The sequence below is a fragment of the Geothrix campi genome, from assembly GCF_024609265.1.
Classification (GTDB): domain Bacteria; phylum Acidobacteriota; class Holophagae; order Holophagales; family Holophagaceae; genus Geothrix; species Geothrix campi.
In genome coordinates this window covers 1,525,357-1,543,494 of the sequence record NZ_JANHMP010000001.1, presented here as the reverse complement: position 1 = coordinate 1,543,494, position 18,138 = coordinate 1,525,357, and the positions used below count along the sequence as shown (strand labels likewise).

General features: G+C 67.3%; 15 protein-coding genes and 1 pseudogene. 4 read left to right on the top strand and 12 right to left on the bottom strand.

The features are described 5' to 3' along the window. Window positions 1–82: 82 nt before the first annotated feature. The 5 genes from NOV65_RS07110 to murA form a co-directional block, all read right to left on the bottom strand. Window positions 83–1,246 (bottom strand): class I SAM-dependent methyltransferase, encoded by a 1,164-nt coding sequence (locus NOV65_RS07110; RefSeq protein WP_257305392.1) that lies wholly within the window; start codon window positions 1,244–1,246, stop codon window positions 83–85. Next, a complete protein-coding gene (locus tag NOV65_RS07105) occupies window positions 1,246–2,193 on the bottom strand; it encodes a ribose-phosphate diphosphokinase (RefSeq protein WP_257305391.1) in 948 nt (315 codons plus the stop codon). The genes NOV65_RS07110 and NOV65_RS07105 overlap by 1 nt, the downstream gene beginning before the upstream one ends. Before the next feature lie 120 nt (window positions 2,194–2,313). Further along, a complete protein-coding gene (locus tag NOV65_RS07100) occupies window positions 2,314–2,817 on the bottom strand; it encodes a DinB family protein (RefSeq protein ID WP_257305390.1) in 504 nt (167 codons plus the stop codon). A gap of 82 nt (window positions 2,818–2,899) precedes the next feature. Further along, window positions 2,900–3,589, bottom strand: coding sequence for a helix-turn-helix transcriptional regulator (locus tag NOV65_RS07095; RefSeq protein ID WP_257305388.1), 690 nt, complete (start codon window positions 3,587–3,589; stop codon window positions 2,900–2,902). A 30-nt stretch (window positions 3,590–3,619) separates the two neighbouring features. Continuing rightward, complete coding sequence (murA, locus tag NOV65_RS07090) at window positions 3,620–4,921, bottom strand: UDP-N-acetylglucosamine 1-carboxyvinyltransferase (protein WP_257305387.1); 1,302 nt, start codon at window positions 4,919–4,921, stop codon at window positions 3,620–3,622. 79 nt (window positions 4,922–5,000) lie between these two features. Here murA and NOV65_RS07085 point away from each other — a divergent pair, with 79 nt between their 5' ends. Beyond that, the gene (locus NOV65_RS07085) at window positions 5,001–5,447 is read left to right on the top strand and encodes an Hsp20/alpha crystallin family protein (protein WP_257305386.1); all 447 of its coding nucleotides are present in this window, start codon (window positions 5,001–5,003) and stop codon (window positions 5,445–5,447) included. Beyond that, complete coding sequence (gene lon, locus NOV65_RS07080; protein WP_257305384.1) at window positions 5,444–7,828, top strand: endopeptidase La; 2,385 nt, start codon at window positions 5,444–5,446, stop codon at window positions 7,826–7,828. The genes NOV65_RS07085 and lon overlap by 4 nt, the downstream gene beginning before the upstream one ends. A gap of 164 nt (window positions 7,829–7,992) precedes the next feature. Here lon and NOV65_RS07075 read toward each other — a convergent pair whose 3' ends face one another. From NOV65_RS07075 to NOV65_RS07055, 5 genes are all read right to left on the bottom strand, one after another. Then, window positions 7,993–8,145: a hypothetical protein gene (locus NOV65_RS07075; RefSeq protein ID WP_257305382.1), complete on the bottom strand. Its 153-nt coding sequence runs from the start codon at window positions 8,143–8,145 to the stop codon at window positions 7,993–7,995. Between the two features lie 87 nt (window positions 8,146–8,232). Continuing rightward, a complete protein-coding gene (locus NOV65_RS07070) occupies window positions 8,233–9,150 on the bottom strand; it encodes a helix-turn-helix domain-containing protein (RefSeq protein ID WP_257305381.1) in 918 nt (305 codons plus the stop codon). A 122-nt stretch (window positions 9,151–9,272) separates the two neighbouring features. After that, window positions 9,273–10,529 carry a DUF418 domain-containing protein gene (locus NOV65_RS07065; RefSeq protein ID WP_257305380.1) on the bottom strand — a complete coding sequence of 419 codons (1,257 nt, stop codon included), beginning with the start codon at window positions 10,527–10,529 and terminating at the stop codon, window positions 9,273–9,275. A gap of 26 nt (window positions 10,530–10,555) precedes the next feature. Next, a complete protein-coding gene (gene lepB / locus NOV65_RS07060; protein WP_257305378.1) occupies window positions 10,556–11,020 on the bottom strand; it encodes a signal peptidase I in 465 nt (154 codons plus the stop codon). Further along, window positions 11,017–11,370, bottom strand: coding sequence for a 6-carboxytetrahydropterin synthase (locus tag NOV65_RS07055; protein ID WP_257305376.1), 354 nt, complete (start codon window positions 11,368–11,370; stop codon window positions 11,017–11,019). Before NOV65_RS07055 ends, lepB begins: the two co-directional genes overlap by 4 nt. A 162-nt stretch (window positions 11,371–11,532) precedes the next feature. Here NOV65_RS07055 and NOV65_RS07050 point away from each other — a divergent pair, with 162 nt between their 5' ends. Then, a complete protein-coding gene (locus NOV65_RS07050) occupies window positions 11,533–13,572 on the top strand; it encodes a (Fe-S)-binding protein (RefSeq protein ID WP_257305375.1) in 2,040 nt (679 codons plus the stop codon). Window positions 13,573–13,629: 57 nt separating this feature from the next. On the opposite strand, the pseudogene NOV65_RS07045 reads toward NOV65_RS07050, so the two are convergent. After that, window positions 13,630–13,935: pseudogene (locus tag NOV65_RS07045) on the bottom strand (3-deoxy-7-phosphoheptulonate synthase); the annotation flags it as partial. Between the two features lie 290 nt (window positions 13,936–14,225). Between NOV65_RS07045 and NOV65_RS07040 the strand changes: the two are divergent. Continuing rightward, a complete protein-coding gene (locus NOV65_RS07040; protein ID WP_257305373.1) occupies window positions 14,226–16,805 on the top strand; it encodes a Kelch repeat-containing protein in 2,580 nt (859 codons plus the stop codon). Here the strand turns inward: NOV65_RS07040 and NOV65_RS07035 are convergent. Beyond that, the gene (locus tag NOV65_RS07035) at window positions 16,802–17,866 is read right to left on the bottom strand and encodes a 3-deoxy-7-phosphoheptulonate synthase (RefSeq protein ID WP_257305371.1); all 1,065 of its coding nucleotides are present in this window, start codon (window positions 17,864–17,866) and stop codon (window positions 16,802–16,804) included. The genes NOV65_RS07040 and NOV65_RS07035 overlap by 4 nt on opposite strands. Window positions 17,867–18,138: the final 272 nt, after the last annotated feature.

Here is an 18,138-nt window from a genome sequence, read left to right as displayed (position 1 = left end):
GGGGGGGTTTTCCGGGGGGGCCTGTGGTTTGGGCCCCCCCAAAACTCCCAGGCGGCGCCCCGCCCCCGCTTCTCTTCTTGGTTCAGGGCATCGCGGTTATGGCGCCTACGGTGAAGCTGGGGTGGCGATCCATGAGGGGGCGGGGCGGGGGAACGTGCTGGATTCCGGTGAACCCCGCGTGGCCCAGAGCCTCGTCCCAGGCTTCAGGCGTGAGGAACCCGTGGCGGGGCCGCCAGCGGGGGTCGAGCTTCACGCTGGTGAAGGCCTTGATGAAGTTGAAGAAGAACTCCAGGTAGAGCGGTGTGTCGAGGCTGGGCTTCAGGCATTCGCCGATGACGAGCCGGCCCCCGGGCTTCAGGTGGCCGCGGAGGTCGCGGAGCGTGGCCTCGAGATCCTGGGCCACATGCAGCACGTTGATGCCCACGATGGCGTCGAGGCTGGCGGGGGCGATGCCCTGGGCCGCCAGGGGCCGGTTCAGGTCCAGGGCCTGGAAGGCGAGGGGCAGGCTGGGCGCGGCCGCGGCCAAGTTCCGCTGGGCCCGCCGCAGGAAGGTGGGCGCCACGTCCGTGAAGCGGTATTCAGCGATGCGGCCCAGCCACCCTTCCTCGGTCCCCTGCTGGGCCACCAGCTGGGCGAAGGAGCCGGCGCCGCCCCCCAGTTCCAGCACCCGTGCGCCGGGCGGCAGGCCCTCGCGGAGGGCCAGCAGGGTCAGCAAGTTGTTGGGAAAGTAGCCCAGGTTCCCATTGCGGAAGTAGGCCAGCCAGAGGGGGAACAACGCCAGGTCGAAGAGCAGGGCGTCGCCGTCCTTGCCTTCGGTGAAGAAGGGCTGGATGTGGGAGCGCACGCCGTCGAGGAGGTCGAAGTTGGTCGCATGGCCCGGCGCCTCGATGTCCACGGCCGCACGGATATCAGCCAGGTCGAGATCGGGGAGGCCCCGGAGCACATAGCGCCCCTCCTCCGCCACGAGCAGGTCGGCCGTGGCGAGGAACGGCAGCATCCAGGCCAGGGGTTTGCGGGCCTGGGGGGCCAGGCCCTCGCAGAGGTCGTCGAGGGTGACGCCGCTTCTCAGGCGGGTCTCCCAGCCCAGGTCGAAGAGCAGCAGGAGGCAGATGCGGGCGGTGTACAGTTCCGAAGCCCGGTGCAGGACCAGGAAGGGCCGGGTGAACAGGGGCGCGATCTCCGGTCCCAAGGGGCCCAGCAGATCGAGGCTTGGCGGTGCCTCGATGGGGTCGAGGCGGACTGGCATCAGTCCATCATTTCGCTGATGCTCCGTCCCCCGTGGATGCGGAGGATGGCATCACCGAAGAGGGCGGCGGTGGAGAGCACCCGCAGGTTGGGCAGGGCCTTGGCGCGGTCGGGCGGGACGGGGATGCTGTCGGTCACCACCAGTTCGTCCAGGTCGGCGGATGTCAGCATCTCCACGGCATTCCCCGAGAACACGGGGTGGGTGACGCCCACGCGGACCGTGCGGGCACCGAACTCGCGGAGGATGCGGGCCGCCTCCTTGATGGAGCCGCCGGTGGCGATCTCGTCATCGTAGATGATGGCGTCCTTGCCCTTCGCATCCCCGATGAGGGCCACGCTCTGGGCCTTCTCGGAGTCGTCGAAGCGGCGCTTGTCGATGATGGCCATGGGCACGGAGAGCCGCTTGGCGAAGTGGCCCGCGAACTTGGCGGCACCGGCGTCCGTGGCCACCACCACGGCATTGGAGAGGTCCTTGGTCTTGAAGTAGTTCGTGAGCGTGGGCGTGGCCAGGAGCTGATCCGCGGGCTTGCGGAAGAAGCCCAGGATCTGCGGCGCGTGCAGGGTCATGGTGAGCACACGGTCGGCGCCGGCGGTCTCCAGCAGGTCGGCCACCAGCCGGGCCGTGATGGAGATGCGCGCCTCGTCCTTCTTGTCGCTGCGGGCATAGGGGAAGTAGGGCAGCACCGCGGTGATGCGGGCGGCGGACGCGAACTTCAGCGCGTCGATGAGGATCAGCAGCTCCAGCAGGTTGTCGCTGACGGGGGGGCAGGAGGTCTGGATCACGAAGACGTCCGATTCGCGGACGTTCTCCTCGACCTTCACCTTGATGTTCTCGTTGGAGAACCGCGTGATCTTCAGCTTTCCCAGGGGCATGCCCATGTGGGTGGCGATACCCCTCGCCAGGTCCGGGTGGCTGCTCCCGGAAAAGACCTTCATCTCGCCGAACATGGATCCCCCGATCTCGATCCCAGTGTAGCCGAGGGGCCCGGTGGAGGTCGTCACAGGGATGAGGGTGCCCGACAGAACCCCGCGGCGCCTGGTGAGAGGCGCCGCGGGCCGTGATCGGGCTCAGTTCTCGTCGGCGCTGGGACCGTAGATGGAGGGAACCGGCACCTCCAGCATCCGGAGGTAGACGGCGACCTGGGCCCGGTGATGGATGAGGTGGTTCATCACGAAGCCCCGGTAGACGGCGATGCGGGGCATGGCGAACAGGACCTCGCCGTTGTTTTTCAGGGTCCAGACCACGTGGAAGTCCTCGTCAGCAGTTTTGCTCAAGGCCCCCAGGGCCGCCTCCACCTGGGTGTCCAGGGTGCGGAGGAGGCCTTCGGTCGTGCTGCTGGGCTTGGGCTGGCGGGCCTGGGTCTCCGGCAGACCGAAGTCCAGCTCGGTCATGGTCAGGGTGCTGACGGCCCAGCCCGGGATGCTCACCAGGTGGTTGGCGAGGTCGCCCAGGGTGAAGGACTTGGGATGGGGGCGGTAGTCCAGGTGGGCCGCGGGGATGCGCTCGATCACACGGCGCAGGGTGGCCATTTCGTGTTCGAACTCGGGGAGGAGGGCTTGAGCGAGGGCCATGAGGGCTCCTTGGGTGGTTGAGAGACCCATGTTGACGCCGACTCCTGACAACCTGGTGGCAGGAGTGTTTGGACAGGCGCTTTTAGATCTGGTTCTTTTCCGTCCTGATTTTTCCCAGGTAAGCCTCCAAACTCTGGCCGGCGACCGCCTCGAAGGGGCCGAGCAGTTCCGTGGAGCGGATCCGATCCACCCGGAAGGTGCGGAGGGCTTCGCGGAGTTCGCACCAGGCCGCGAGGTGCCAGCGGTAGCCCCAGAAGATGAGGCCCAGGGGCTGGAGCACCCGCTCGGAGGTGGTCCCGTCCGCCCGGGTGTAGGCGATCCGCACCCGCCGCTGCTCGCGGAGGCCCTGGCGCAGCTCGCCGAGGAAGCGGGCGGTCTCCGGGGGGACATGGAAGTCCGGCACGAGAAAGGGCAGGTTCGACAGGGACTGCTTCCGATTCGGCGGCAGGACGGCCTCGACCTTCCGGAGGAGGCTCTCGGCGGCCTCCCGAAGCGAGGGATCGCCCCAGGCGGCCACGACACGGGCGCCCAGGAGCAGAGCCTCGCCCTCCTCGGCGTTGAGCATGACGGGCGGGAGGTCGAAGTGCCGGGGGAGGCTATAGCCCACGCCGGCTTCGCTCTCGATGGGCACGCCCGAGGCCATGAGGTCGGCGATGTCGCGGTAGAGGGTGCGCTCGCTGACGCCGAGTTCCCGGGAGAGCTTGGCCGCGGTGCTGAGGCGGTCCCGCCGCAGCAGCTGCACGATCTGGAACAGGCGGTCAGCGCGGCGCATGGGGCTCTCGGACGTCCGTCCAGACCGGTCCTAGACCCGGCCACCGCCCACGCGCTCGATGCGGGCGCCCACGCCCTGGAGCTTCTTCTCCAGGCCGGCGTAGCCGCGGTCGAGGTGGTAGATGCGGTCCACGACGGTTTCCCCCGCGGCCACGAGCCCGGCGATGACCAGGGCGGCGCTGGCGCGGAGATCCGTGGCCATGACCGTGCAGCCCGTCAGCTCGGCAGGGCCGGCGACGATGGCCGTATGGCCGTCCGTGCGCAGGTTGGCGCCGAGACGCTCCAGCTCCATGGCGTGCTGGAAACGGTTCTCGAAGATACCCTCGTTGATGACGCTGATGCCGCAGGCCTGGGTCATGACGGCCATCACCTGGGCTTGCAGGTCCGTGGGGAAGCCCGGGTAGGGCAGGGTGGTGACATCCTTGGAACGCAGCTTCTGGCCGCACTCGCGCTGGATCCGGAGCTGGCGGCCCTCCTGGCCCTCCCGTTCGGTGATGACACAGCCCGACCGCTCCAGCAGGTCCAGCAGGGCGCGCAGGTGCGAGGGCTCGCAGCGGTCCAGCACCACGTCGCCGCAGGCCGCGGCCACGGCGCAGAGGTAGGTGCCGGCCTCGATGCGGTCGGGGATGACCGCATGCTCGCAGCCGTGGAGGCGTTCGGTGCCGGTGATGGTCAGGGTTCCCGTGCCGATGCCCTCGATCTGGGCGCCCATCTTGACGAGGAGCTGGGCCAGATCGCCGATCTCCGGCTCCTGGGCGGCATTGCGCAGAACCGTCGTGCCCTCCGCGAGTGCCGCGGCCATGAGGATGTTCTCGGTGGCGCCCACGCTCACCTTGGCGAAGGCGTGGTCGATGGCTTTGAGGCGACCCTTCACCGAGGCGTGGATGTAGCCGTGGCTGATCTCGATCACCGAGCCCATGCGCTCCAGGGCCTCCAGATGGAGGTTCACGGGCCGGGCGCCGATGGCGCAGCCGCCGGGCAGGCTCACGGTGGCCTTGCCGAAGCGGGCGAGCAGGGGTCCGAGCACCAGGATGGAGGCCCGCATGGTCTTCACCAGGTCGTAGGGGGCCTTGGGCTCGTCGCTGCCGATACAGGCCAGCTTGGCGGTCAGTTCGAAGCCCTCGCCCTCGGGTTCCAGCGAGGCCTCCGTGCCCAGGGCCTGGAGCACCTTCACCATGGTGCGGATGTCCGCCACGGCCGGCAGGTTGGAGAGGACGACGGCCTCCGGCGTCAGCAGGGCCGCCGCCAGGCAGGGCAGGGCCGCATTCTTCGCCCCCGAAACCCGGATGCGCCCCCGCAGGGGATGTCCACCTTGGATCACCAGTCGGTCCATCGAAACTCCAGCCTTCCAGCGTAGCCCAACCTTGCGGAGGGGGGACGGATCACCATGCTTGAAGTGGGGTTGGGCGAGGATGGCCCCAGAGGTTTACCCCGGTGCTCCCACCATGAAACCCGGCGATCCCCGAACCTGGATGTGGACCCGCGCCCTCGAGGTGCTGAACGAGGCCGAGCGCCTGCAAAAGCAGTTCTTCCATGTGGGCCGGTCCACTTCACGGCACCCGGCCTGGGAGCCCCCGGTGGACATCTTCGAATCCGATGGGGCCCTGCACATCGTGGTGGCGCTGCCCGGCATGTCCATCGACCGCCTGCAGGTGCTCTGGGAAGAAACGGACCTGGTGATCAGCGGCGATCTCCCGGTCCACTGGGAAGAGCGTATCGGCGCCATCCACCGCATGGAGATACCCCACGGCCATTTCGAGCGCCGGATCGAAGGCCTGCCCCCGGGGCTCCAGGCCGTCCGGAACGAGTTGTGCGACGGCTGCCTGTTCCTCACGTTCCGGAAGGCGGAAGGCCCATGAACAGGAACCATGGATCGCGGGCCGACCGCGAGGCCACTGGAGAGACGGGGTCCAACCTGCCGAAGGATGCCGCGGCCATCATCGCCGTGCGCAAACTCGAGCTCTTCCCCGGCATGGTGACGGTGGTGACCATCGGCCAGGGACAACCATCCGTCAGCGCGGCGCAGGACGCCATCAAGGCGGAGCGCTCGCTGGGACTCCTGCTGCAGCGTGATCCGGCCGAGGATGAGCCGGGTCCGGAAGACCTCTACCGGGTCGGAACCCTGGCTCATATCCTCCGTTTCATCACGACGCCGGATGGCTCCCACCACCTCATCTGCCACGGCGAGCAGCGCTTCCGGGTGGCCGAATTCCTCGAGGGCTGGCCCTTCCTGGTCGCACGGATCGACCGGGTTCGCGAAGACGACACCCTGTCCAGCGCCCTGGAGGCCCGGCTCGTCACGCTGCGTCAGCAAGTGCAGGAATACGCCGAAGCCCTCCCCATGCCGCCCCTGGAACTGATCAACGCCATCCAGCAGCTCACTGCGCCCGGGCCCGCCGCCGATCTGGTGACCGGGCTGATGGACATCAGGGCCCAGGACAAGCAGGACATCCTCGAGACCTTCGATGTGCGGGAGCGGCTGGACAAAGTGCTCGCGCGCATGGCCCACGCCCTGGAAGTGATCCACATGTCCCGCAAGATCACCGAGCAGACGCGGGAGGCCATGAATGCCCAGCAGCGGGAATTCCTCCTGCGCGAGCAGCTGAAACAGATCCAGAAGGAGCTCGGGGATACAGACGAGACGGCGGCTGAACTGGAGGCGGTCGCGAAGGCGATCACCGAGGCGAAGATGCCGGAGGACGTCGAGAAGCAGGCCCGCAAGGAGCTGAAGCGCCTGCAGCGCATGCCGGATTCGGCCGCCGAGTATTCCATGATCCGCACCTACCTGGACTGGCTGACCGAGCTGCCCTGGTCCCGTGAAAGCGAGGCCGGCATCGATATCTCCGAGGCGCGGAAGATCCTGGATGCGGACCACTACGGCCTGGAGAAGATCAAGAAGCGCATGCTCGAATACCTGGCGGTCCGCAAGCTCAACCCCGGTGGCAAGAGCCCCATCCTGTGTTTTGTCGGTCCGCCTGGGGTGGGGAAGACCTCGCTCGGGCAGAGCATCGCGCATGCCACCGGCCGGAAGTTCGTGCATGCGAGCCTTGGCGGCGTCCACGACGAGGCGGAGATCCGGGGCCACCGGCGCACCTACATCGGCGCCCTGCCGGGCACCATCATCCAGGGCATCCATGGCGCGGGCACGCGCAACCCGGTGTTCATGCTGGACGAGATGGACAAGCTGGGCGCCGGGGGATTCCACGGCGATCCCGCCTCAGCCCTGCTGGAAGCCCTGGATCCGGAGCAGAACAGCACCTTCCGCGACAACTACCTGGGCCTCCCCTTCGACCTGTCGCACGTGATGTTCATCGGCACGGCCAATGTACTGGATACCATCCCGGGCCCTCTCCGGGACCGCATGGAGGTGATCCCGCTCCCCGGCTACACCGAGGAGGAGAAGCTCGAGATCGCCCGTCGCTACCTGGTGGGGCGCCAACTGGCGATCCACGGGCTGTCGGCAGAGCAATGCGCCTTCGAGGAGGCCACCCTCACCGCCATCGTCCGGGACTATACGCGGGAGGCTGGTGTCCGGAACCTCGAACGGGAAATCGGATCGGTGCTCCGCCACGTCGCCATGGGTGTCGCCGAGGGGACTGTGAATGCCCTCCGGGTGAAGCCAGAGGATCTGGGCGAGATCCTCGGCCCGCCCCGGTTCGAGTCGGAGAGCGCCATGCGCTCGGGGAAGCCGGGCGTGGCCACGGGGCTCGCCTGGACCCCCGTGGGCGGCGACATCCTGTTCATCGAAGCGGCCCGGATGCCTGGCAGCGGCAAGCTCCTCCTGACCGGCCAGCTGGGCGACGTGATGAAGGAGAGCGCCCAGGCCGCCCTGTCCCTCCTGAAGGGGCACCTGGGCGAACTGGGTCTGTCGGGCGAGGACTTCGAACAGCTGGATGTCCACATCCACGTGCCCGCCGGGGCGACGCCGAAGGACGGGCCCAGCGCCGGCATCGCCATGTTCGTCGCGCTGGTCTCGCTGTTCACCGGGCGTTCTGTGCGCAGCGACACGGCCATGACCGGGGAGATCTCCCTGCGGGGGCTCGTCCTGCCGGTGGGCGGCATCAAGGAGAAAGTGCTGGCGGCCCTGCGCTCGGGGATCACGCGGGTCATGCTGCCCTCCCGCAACCGGAAGGAACTGGAGGACATCCCCCCCGTGGCCCGGGAGCGGCTGCAGATCATCTGGATCGACCAGGTCCACGAAGCCCTCGACGCAGTCCTGGAAGAAGGTCCCGGCGGCTGAGGATTCAGGGCTGGAGCGCTTCCGCCAACTGGAAGGTATCCAAGTGCTGCGCGAACCGGATGTCATCCACGCGGATGATCTGTTCTTGGGCTGAGGGCATGCGTGTCTTCTGGGAAGGGCGAGGGCCCGATCGGATGGACTCGGGCCCTCGCGTTCTTGCGTATCTACTTGGTCATGGCGGCGTAGGCGGTGGGGTTGGCCTTGACCTTGGCGGCGCAGTCGTCGCAGCAGACCGTGAGCTCCTTGCCCGCCACCCGCACCTTGATGCCGCCGTCCTTCATGTCCCAGTCGCACACGGGGCACTTTTCGATGTCCATCACCTTCTCCTCTTGAGGGTTCGACGCGAGGCCACCATGGCCGCCGGGTGCGAACCCCGTGGGATGAAGGTAGGAAGAGCGGGGATTTCAGACTTCCATATTCTTGCTCATTTCGCGCAGCGTCCGCAGGCTGGCGTGCTTGCGCACCTCCGATGGGGTACGGCCGAATTCCTTGCGGAAGGCATCCGCGAAGTGGCTGTGGCTGGAGAAACCGAGGTCCAGCGCCAGGGCAGTCAGATCTTCTTCACCCCCCGCCAGGCGTTCCAGAGAGGCCCTCAGGCGCAGCAGGGTGAGGTAGCGATGGATCGAGACCCCCGTACGCTGCTGGAACACGCGGGCGAAGTGGAAGGGCGAGGCGTGAACGGCGCGGGCCACTTCGTCGAGGGTGAGGCGTTCTCCCAGCCGGGCCGCGAGATGGGTCTTGGCCGCTTCGGCGAGGGCCACGTGATCGGCTTCGGTGCCTTCCCGGCGGCTGCGACGGGGGTGGCCCTGCTGGGCGAAGGCGGCTTCGAGGGTGTCGGCCACGATCTGCAGGGCCGTGACATCTACCCAGAAGGGTTCGAGGGCCTCGGTCCCCGCTTCCAGGCGTTGCACGAGCTCCCGGTGCCTCCAGAAAACCGTCGATTCGCAGGGGCCTGAGACGAAGGGGAAGGGTTGTTCCGGCCGATCCTCGACGGTGGGATCCAGCTCCCGGATGATGTCCTGGAGGACGCGGGGAGCCACGGCGAACACGGTACCCCGGTCGCCGCAGTCCACGGGGTGGCTGACCTGGTACGTGGATCCCTTCGAGAAGAAGACCGCCTGGTTGACGTCCGCCGTGGCGTGGCGCCGGCCGAAGTGTCGACAGAATGCGCCGTGCCGCATGAGGATGAGCGTGTTGGCGTCGGATTCCTCTTCGGGCCCAGGGCCGCTGCGGCAGGCGTGGCAGCGGTATTCCCGGACGCTGACGAGGGGGCTGTCATACAGGCCCCGGAAGGCGACGGGAATGTCAGGGCGGCCTGGCATGCCCTCATCCTAGTGCACTCTCCGTGGGGGCGGTGGGCCGGTACCCGAATCTTCTTGTCACGACAGATGCCCCACTTGGATCGGCACCCGGTGCATCGGCATCTCCGGGCCATCAGGTCGGCTCAGCCGGCGGCGGATCTGCGCAGGCGGAAGGGCTGGAGTTGCCCATAACTCAAACAGCGCCAGACCCACTCCAGGGGGCCGAACTGGAATCGCTCGAGCCACCACCGGCTGGCCAGGACCTGCAGCCCGTAAACCACGATCCCGAGCAGGGTGGCGGACGCAAGACCCATGCGGTTGTAGAAGCCCAGCCCCCAGTGATAGAAGATGCCCGTCATGACGAGGCTCTGGGCCAGGTAGTTCGTGAAGGCCATGCGCCCTGGCCAGGTCAGGACCTGGAGGCGGCGACGCCAGGCTCCATCCTGCCAAAGCAACAGCAGGCCGGCCCCATACCCGAGGGCGAGGATCAGGGGTTGCAGGGTGATGAGGGCACGAAACGGCAGCAACCAGCGGGAGATGGACCAGTGGGCGAGGGCCCAGGCCCTGACCGGGGGTGTGTCCCGGCCGGCCCACACGAGGCCCAGGAGAAGGCCCAGGGCCAAGCCTCCTCGGGCGATCCGGCGGAGCAGGGGCAGGTGGGCGGCCGGATCCTTCAGAAGGCCTGATTTCCAGATCCCGAGCCCGACGAGGAAGTTCAGGATGGAGTATCCGAGCCCCGCCGGGAGCAGGCTGCTGGCCTCATGAAGCCAATCCCGGAGGCGGAAGACGAGGATTTGCCACCAGGTTCCCTGGCCGTAGGCGGCCAGGCATTGGCTGGTCCAGGCACGGGCTTCCGCCAGCGCGGCGGCGGGCATGGGCGGGGCCCCCCCGCGCAGGTGGAGGACTGAGATGACGAGTCCGATACCCAATCCCAGCCCCCAGAGGGAGGCGGTCCAGATCCAGACGGTGCGGGTCCGTCTTCCCAGGAAGGGCAGCAGGAGGAAGCCGCTCAGCGCATAGGCATGGAGGATGTCCCCCGTCCAGAGCAGGAGGACGTGGAGGATGCCGAATCCGAGCAGGACCCCGAGCCGGCGCACGATGAAGGGGCCGAAGGCCACCCCCCGCGCTTCGATCCGCTCCTTCTGGATGCTCAGGCCCACCGCGAAGAGCATCGAGAAGAGGGTCATGGCCTTCCCGGCCAGGAAGACCGTGCCCAGGAAGGCCGTCATCCCGTCGGCCAGGCTGGGCCAGGACTCCCGGAGGGACTGGACCCGTGCTTCGGGCGCGAAGAACCACGGCATGTTCATGATGAGGACGCCGAACAGGGCCGCGCCGCGGAGGGCGTCCAGGTGGCCCAGCCGCTCGGATCGGGACACCGGCCGGGCCTCGAGATGATCCATGCGGGCTCCTGGGGGTGGACGGAAGCCTATCGGGAGTCGGGCTTCCCCGCGAGGCCGGAACCGAGGAGCCTCCCCTGGAGGGATCGGCCTGGGAGCGCGCCCCAGCTCCGTCCATCCTGGCTCTGGGGGCGGTTGTCGCCCAGGACGAGGTAGCCCTCGCCGCAGACCAGCCGACCTTCGCCGCCGCGTTCGGGGTGGACCACCCAGGGTTCGTCGAGGCGCACGCCATTGATCCAAAGGTCGGGACCCCGCCATTCGACTGCGTCGCCGGGCAGACCCAGCACGCGCTTCACCGAGGCTTGATCGGGGCCCTCCACCACCCAGATCTCGCCCCGCCGGGGCGCGTGACTGGCCCAGGCCCGCAGGGCCCAGCGCATGTCACCATCGGCCAGGGCGGGTTCCATGCTGTGGCCCGAGACGCGCACGGGATGCACGACGAGCAGGGGGGACAGGGCCAGGGCCAGGGCCGCAAGGGGGACCCAGGGCCTCACGGGCGGACGGCCATCCGCCTGCCCCGGCCATCCGTCAGCGCCACTTCCTTGAGACGGGCCGGGGCGGAGACGAAGGGAGCCAGCTCAGCCAGCAGGCGCTGGGCCAGGGCCAGGGGACCCTCCAAGCCCAGGTCCGAGAGGAGCCGCCCCTGGAGGGGGGCCAGGCTGCGGTCCAGGGCCGTCTCGAGGTCGCGGAAATCCACCACCACGTCGAAGCCATCCAGGCCCTGGCGCATGGCCACCACCTCCACCGTGTAGTCGTGGCCCTCCCAGGCCTCGCCGGCGCGGAACACCACCGACAGGGGGCGGGTCACGGCGGCTTCAAACAGCAGGGGGGAATCGGGACTCAAGGCGGGCTCCGGAAACTGACTCCAGGTCGGGACTTCAGTTTGTCATGGCCATGGCTACACTGTCCCTTCGACCGCATACCTGATAACTGGGTGAGACAATGCCGAGGCCCGCAGCCCCTCGCTGTGGCCCCTATTGACCGCCGACCGCAAGGAGGGACCGCCATGAAGGCCCTGGAAATCGCGCTGTTCTGGATCATGACGCTCGCTGCGGTCGGGTTCTTCGCCTGGACCATGCGCCTGCGGATCGCCACCCTGAAGGCCGGGCTGCCGGACAATCGTTTCGATCAGCCTTGGGTGCGCCTCAAGGGGGTCTTCACCCTCGCGCTGATGCAGAAGCGCATGGTCCGCGACAAGTACGCGGGCTTCTACCACATCCTCATCTTCTGGGGCTTCTGCGCCCTGTCCCTGCGCACCATCGGGCTGGTGCTGGAGGGCCTCTTCCCGGTCTTCCACATGACCGAGGCCCTGGGCGTCTTCGGCCTCGGCTACCAGGCCACCAAGGATATCTTCGAGGTGCTGGTGCTCCTGGGCATCGGCCTCGCCACCTTCCGGCGCCTGGCCGCCAAGCCTTGGCGCCTGGAGAATTCCCTCGACGCCTGGGCCACCCTGAGCCTCATCGGCGGCCTCATGGTCACGGACCTGCTGGCGGATGGCGCCTTCATCGCCCTGCACCATCCCACCTGGGCGGCCTGGTCCCCCGCGGGCACCGCGGTGGCGGGTTGGCTGGGCGGCTTGAGCCAGACGGGGCTCCTCGTGCTCTACAAGGCCATGTGGTGGCTGCATCTGGCCGTCCTCTACTTCTTCGCCAACTTCCTGCCCTACTCCAAGCACTTCCACGTCTTCACCTCGCTCTTCAACATCTACTTCCGGGAGCTGGAGCCCCAGAAGAACCTCAAGCCCATGGACCTGGAGGCCGAGCACTTCGGCATCAACCGGATCCAGGACTTCAGCTGGAAGCAGATGCTGGACTTCTACACCTGCGTGGAATGCGGTCGCTGCCTGGAGAACTGCCCCACCACGCTCACCGGCAAGCCACTGCGCCCGAAGGATTTCGGCACGGACCTGCGCGACTATCTGAAGGCCACGCCCCTGGAGCAGATGGGCCAGGACAAGCCTGTGCCCGAGGACCGCCTGCTCATCGGCGGCCCGGTGCCCGAGGGTTCCTACTGGAAGCGCGATGACGAAGTGGCGCCCTGGAGCAAGGCCCAGCTCGAAGGCTGGATCAGCCAGGACACCATCTGGGCCTGCACCAGCTGCGGCTACTGCGAGTGGGCCTGCCCCCTGCAGATCAGCTTCGTGGACAAGATCGTGGGGATGCGTCGCTACCTCACGCTGGAGGAGAGCAACTTCCCCGCCGAAGCCCAGACCGCTTTCAAGGGCATGGAGCGGCAGGGCAACCCCTGGAACCTGGCCCAGGCCGATCGCGCCAAGTGGGCCGAGGGACTCAAGGTGCCCACCGTGGCCGAGAACCCCGACGCCGAGTACCTGTTCTGGGTGGGTTGTGCGGGCAGCTACGATGCCGCGGGCCAGAAGGTCTCCCAGGCGCTGGTGAAGCTGCTGAAGGCGGCGGATGTCTCCTTCGCCATCCTGGGAACCGAGGAGAGCTGCACCTGCGAATCCGCCCGGCGCCTGGGCAACGAGTACCTGTACCAGTCCGCTACGGAAACCAATATCGAGACCCTCAAGGGCCACGGCGTGAAGAAGGTCGTTACCAACTGCCCGCACTGCCTGAACACGCTCAAGAACGAGTACCCGGCTTTCGGCGGGGACTTCGACGTGGTGCATGGCACCGAGCTGGTGGCGAAGCTGATGGCTGAAGGGAAGATCAAGCTGGAGCAGACCGTGGATGTGGATCTCACCTACCACGATCCCTGCTACCTCAGCCGCATCAACGGCCAGGTGGAGGCCCCTCGCGCCATCCTCGACGCCATCCCCGGCGTGAAGCTCACGGAGATGGAGAAGCACGGCGAAGCCACCATGTGCTGCGGCGCCGGCGGCGGGCGGTTCTGGCTGGAAGAGCACCTGGGCAAGCGCGTCAATCATGAGCGCTTCGAGCAGGCCCTGGAGACCAAGGCCACCACCATCGCCGTGGGCTGCCCCTTCTGCAACGTCATGTTGAACAACGCGGCGGGCGAGACCAACCACGAAGGCGTGGCCACCACGGACGTGCTGGAGCTGGCCGCGAAGGCCTTGAAGTCGTAGTTCCCTCCTGCGGCAGAACGGGGCGCCAACGACGCTCCGTTCTGCGGTGGCAGGCCTCTAGCCTCGGCGCTTCGGCAGGTGATCCTTCAGCAGGACCCGGGTCTCGCGAAGCATCGTCGCGGTATCGTCCCAGTCGAGGCAGGCGTCGGTCACGGAGCAGCCGTAGCGCAGGGTGGTGAGATCCGCGGGGATGGGCTGGCTGCCTTCTTCCAGGAAGCTCTCCACCATCGCGCCGATGATGGAGCGGTTGCCCCGCAGGATCTGATGGGCGCAGTCCTGGAGGACCAGGGGCTGGAGCCGGGGGTTCTTGTGGCTGTTGGCGTGGGAGCAGTCCACAACGATGTTCCGGGGCAGCCCGCTCCTCGGCCTTAGGCGGACGGTCTAAGCGCGATCGGCTGGCTGGATGGGGAGCAGGGCCTGCGAGGATGCACACAAAAAAATCAGCATTGCGCCTGGGGATGAATGGCATATTCATGTAATAAGGGGATATTATAATCGCCTATAGCCTTATTTTTACAATGATCACTGATCATGGGCGAGGGCCGTGGTCCTCATTGCAGTGGCCAACAACTTCCATTCACAGGGGGTATCTAATGGCCTGGTCAAGTATCAGTCGATGCGCGGCGACGCTTATTCGCCTCTGTTGTGTGCCCATGCTCCTGGCCCTGGGGATGGTGGGCGGCGCCCTATGGAGCCAGGCTGCTCCGACCGGGATCACCGTCCTGACCCAGCTCACGGACCAGACGGTGAAGTCCGAGGTTCCGCCCGAGAACCCGGTGGTGAACCTGGCTCGCTTCGTCACCGAGAAAAAGGCGGGGCTCCTGGCGAGCACCTCGGACTGGGGGCCGAAGGCCGTCTATGCCTGGACCTTGACCGGCGGGACGCTCACCTCAGGCCAGGGAAGCCGCGCCATCACCTTTACCGCCGGCGTGGCCGGCACCATCCTGACCGCCCAGGTGGTCGTCACGGCCTATGGCGGCAGCGGCTCTGGGAGCGCCTCCGCCACGGTGGTGGCCGCCCCCAACGCTGAACTGGCTCTGCCCTTGAAAACCCACCCTGGCGATTCCTGGATGAAGGCCAGCGTGCCCCACCAGCAGGGGATGACCTACCTCTGGTCCATCGTTCCCGGCAACGGCCGGGCCAGCATTACCGCCGGGCAGGGTACCCACGTGATCAGCTTCTCGGCGGGCCCATCGGCGGGCGCCTTCCACCTGAAGGTGGATGTCCAGAACCAGGCCGGGGATGCTGTCGCATCCACTCGGAAGGTCACCATCCAGACTGGAACCTGGCTGGTCAAGAACGGAGGTGCTTCCGTCACGAGGTACCCCTGCCAGTCCACGCGCCTCCCCAGTGGCCGCGTGCTGGTGACAGGCGGCGGCGGGAACAGCGCCGAGGTCTACGATCCCGAGACGGGCCATTGGAACCTCGTCGACAGCATGGCGAATCCGCGGGTCTGGCACACCTCCACCCTCCTCGTCACCGGCCAGGTGTTGGTGGCAGGCAATGGCACGGCCGAGCTCTACGACCCCGCCTCAGGAACCTGGCATCACACGGGCAAACCGGGAACCTCGCGGCGCGCCTGCACGGCCACGCTGCTGCTGGACGGGACGGTGCTCGCTGCAGGCGGTGACACGGCCACCGCGGAAGTCTACGACCCTGCCGCTGGGAAGTGGACCTCCACCGGCAGCATGGAGATCGCGCGGACCTTCCACACGGCCACGCGGCTGCTGGACGGGAAGGTCCTGGTGGCCGGAGGTTCCGAGGACAACCCCGTCACGGAGCTCTACGACCCGACGAACGGCACCTGGGGTTCCGCCGGAAGCCTGAACCAGGCGCGGGATGCATGCGCGGCCACTCTGCTCGTCGATGGGAAAGTCCTCGTGACGGGAGGTAATAAGGAGGGCTCGGGAACGTGCAGCGCCGAAATCTACGATCCCGGGGCCGGGACCTGGACTCTCACGGCCACCCCGACCGCCATGCGGTGGCCAGAACGCCGCCACCATACGATCACCCTCCTCCCGGATGGGCGGGTGCTGATGGCAGGTGGTGCACACCGTGACGATTGGCTCTTCAGCACGGCCATCTACGATCCTGTGGCGTCGATCTGGACACCCGCCGGCGACCTGGGGACCGGGCGGTTCGGCCATGCAGCCACCCTGCTCCAGGACGGGACGGTCCTGGTGACCGGCGGCCGCGGGTCCCTGTACCTCTATGACATCGCCAGTTCCGAAATCTATGACCCGGCGAATGGGGCCTGGAAGCCCCTGGCCGGGCAACCGATGGCCCCCCGCGAGTTCCACACAGCAACCCTTCTCGCGAACGGGCAAGCGCTGGTCACGGGAGGAGAGAACTTTCTGCGGGGAATTCTAAACAATGCGGAGATCGCCGCCCCTGAGACTGGATACTGGACGCCCGCAAAGAACATGGGCACCACCCGCATGGGTCATACAGCCACCCTGCTCTCTGATGGGAAAGTGCTGGTGGTAGGCGGTAACGCGAACTCGCCGCCAGGCCTCACCAGCGCTGAGCTCTACGACCCCGCTGAAGGGTCCTGGACCCTGGTTGGCAGTCTGAATGAGACGCGAGGTGGCCATACGGCCACGCTGCTCCCGAACGGGAAGGTCCTGGTCGTGTCCGAGAGCGCCGAACTCTACGATCCCGCCACCTCAACTTGGCTACCCACCACCAGTCCCGCAATCGCCCGTTCCGGCCACACCTCCACCCTGCTTCCCACCGGGAAGGTGTTGGTGGTCGGTGGGGGGAGTTTCTCTGATCCAATCGCCAACGCTGAACTCTACGATCCTGCTGGAGAGACCTGGACCGCCGTGGCCACCCTCGGAACGCCTCGCCTTGGCCACATGGCCACCCTGCTGCCGAATGGGAGGGTTCTTGTGACAGGCGGGACTGGGGTTTCCGGACTCTTGGACAGCGCTGAAATATTCGATCCCGCGACGAACGGCTGGCTCCCGACTTCCGCCATGGGATCGGCGCGCAGAAGCCATTCGGCCGACCTCCTCGCGAACGGCAAGGTTCTGGTGGTGGGAGGTTGGAATTCTTCCAACTCGACCCTCGGCAGCGCGGAACTCTACGACCCCGCCACGCAGGTCTGGACACCGACGGATAACCTGGCCTTGCCGCGGGCAGGCCATCGTTCCATACGTTTCCCCAACGGAGATGTCATGGTCGCTTTCGGTCCTGGTGGCGATCTGGTCACCGAGATCTACAGGCCCTAGACGGGCCGGACATCCTTCAGCAGGTTCCGCGTCTCCCGGATCATGGCCACGGTGTCCTCCCAGCCGAGGCAGGCATCCGTGACGGAACAGCCGTATTTCAGGGTGGAAAGGTCTGCCGGGATGGGCTGGTTGCCTTCCACCAGAAAGCTCTCGACCATCACGCCGATGATGGATTTATTCCCCCGCAGGATCTGATGGGCGCAGTCCTGGAGGACCAGGGGCTGGAGCCGGGGGTTCTTGTGGCTGTTGGCGTGGGAGCAGTCGACCATGATGTTTTCGGGCAAGCCCGCCTTGCGCAGGGCAGCCTCCGCCAGGGCGATGCTGACCGTGTCGTAGTTGGGGCGGCCCCCGCCACCGCGTAACACCAGGTGGCCGTGGGCATTGCCCCGGGTTCGCACGATAGACGCGGAGCCCTGGTCGTTCAGGCCCAGGAAGCTGTGGGGGCGCGAGGCCGACAGGATGGCGTTCACGGCGGCGGCCAGGTCGCCGTCCGTGGCGTTCTTGAAGCCCACGGGGGTGGAGAGGCCGCTGGACATCTCCCGGTGGGTCTGGGATTCGGAGGTGCGGGCGCCGATGGCCGTCCAGCTGATGAGGTCGCCGATGTACTGGGGCGTGTTGGGGTCCAGGGCCTCGGTGGCGGCAGGCAGGCCGAGCTCGCCGATGCGGAGCAGGAACTCGCGGGCTTTCCGCATGCCCTCCTCGATGTGGAAGGAATCGTCCATGCGGGGATCGTTGATGAAGCCCTTCCAGCCCGTGGCGGTGCGGGGTTTCTCGAAGTAGACCCGCATGACCAGCAGCAGCGTGTCTGCGACCTCGTCTGACAGCTCCTTGAGCCGCCGCGCGTAGTCGAGGCCGGCCACCGGATCGTGGATGCTGCACGGCCCCACCACCACCACCAGGCGGGGATCCTCCCGGGTCAGGATGCGCTGGAGGTCGCGGCGGCCACCGGCGACGGTCTCGGCCACGGCATCCGGGACGGGCAGGGCCGCGTGGATCTCGGCCGGGGAGGGCATGCGGTCGAACGAGTCGATGTTGAGGTTCTCGAGCGCCTGGTGGGTCATGGCGGGCCTTCCGGAAGAAAATGAAAAACCCCGGTCCCTTGGGAGGATCGGGGTGGTCAGTGGGATGTTCCAGGTGTCAGGCTGGACCCTCGCCGTGCCACGCACGATCCGTGTGCGGGAACCAATAATAGGTATGGAAGCGGGGGGTCATGGGCGGTCCAGGGTGTTCCATCCTGGACTGGGAGGCGCGGAACCGTCAAGGCGACGCGGGAGCAGGCACGGGTTTTGGGGGCCCGCCTGGCAACCCGTGATCCGGCGCGGCCTCGCCGCGC

Bases quoted from the DNA above. Each gene is read 5' to 3' on its own strand.
- NOV65_RS07110 (WP_257305392.1), bottom strand. From the start codon at position 1,246: ATGCCAGTCCGCCTCGACCCCATCGAGGCACCGCCAAGCCTCGATCTG.
- NOV65_RS07105 (WP_257305391.1), bottom strand. From the start codon at position 2,193: ATGTTCGGCGAGATGAAGGTCTTTTCCGGGAGCAGCCACCCGGACCTG.
- NOV65_RS07100 (WP_257305390.1), bottom strand. From the start codon at position 2,817: ATGGCCCTCGCTCAAGCCCTCCTCCCCGAGTTCGAACACGAAATGGCC.
- NOV65_RS07095 (WP_257305388.1), bottom strand. From the start codon at position 3,589: ATGCGCCGCGCTGACCGCCTGTTCCAGATCGTGCAGCTGCTGCGGCGG.
- murA (WP_257305387.1), bottom strand. From the start codon at position 4,921: ATGGACCGACTGGTGATCCAAGGTGGACATCCCCTGCGGGGGCGCATC.
- NOV65_RS07085 (WP_257305386.1), top strand. From the start codon at position 5,001: ATGGCCCCAGAGGTTTACCCCGGTGCTCCCACCATGAAACCCGGCGAT.
- lon (WP_257305384.1), top strand. From the start codon at position 5,444: ATGAACAGGAACCATGGATCGCGGGCCGACCGCGAGGCCACTGGAGAG.
- NOV65_RS07075 (WP_257305382.1), bottom strand. From the start codon at position 8,145: ATGGACATCGAAAAGTGCCCCGTGTGCGACTGGGACATGAAGGACGGC.
- NOV65_RS07070 (WP_257305381.1), bottom strand. From the start codon at position 9,150: ATGCCAGGCCGCCCTGACATTCCCGTCGCCTTCCGGGGCCTGTATGAC.
- NOV65_RS07065 (WP_257305380.1), bottom strand. From the start codon at position 10,529: ATGGATCATCTCGAGGCCCGGCCGGTGTCCCGATCCGAGCGGCTGGGC.
- NOV65_RS07050 (WP_257305375.1), top strand. From the start codon at position 11,533: ATGAAGGCCCTGGAAATCGCGCTGTTCTGGATCATGACGCTCGCTGCG.
- NOV65_RS07040 (WP_257305373.1), top strand. From the start codon at position 14,226: ATGCTCCTGGCCCTGGGGATGGTGGGCGGCGCCCTATGGAGCCAGGCT.
- NOV65_RS07035 (WP_257305371.1), bottom strand. From the start codon at position 17,866: ATGACCCACCAGGCGCTCGAGAACCTCAACATCGACTCGTTCGACCGC.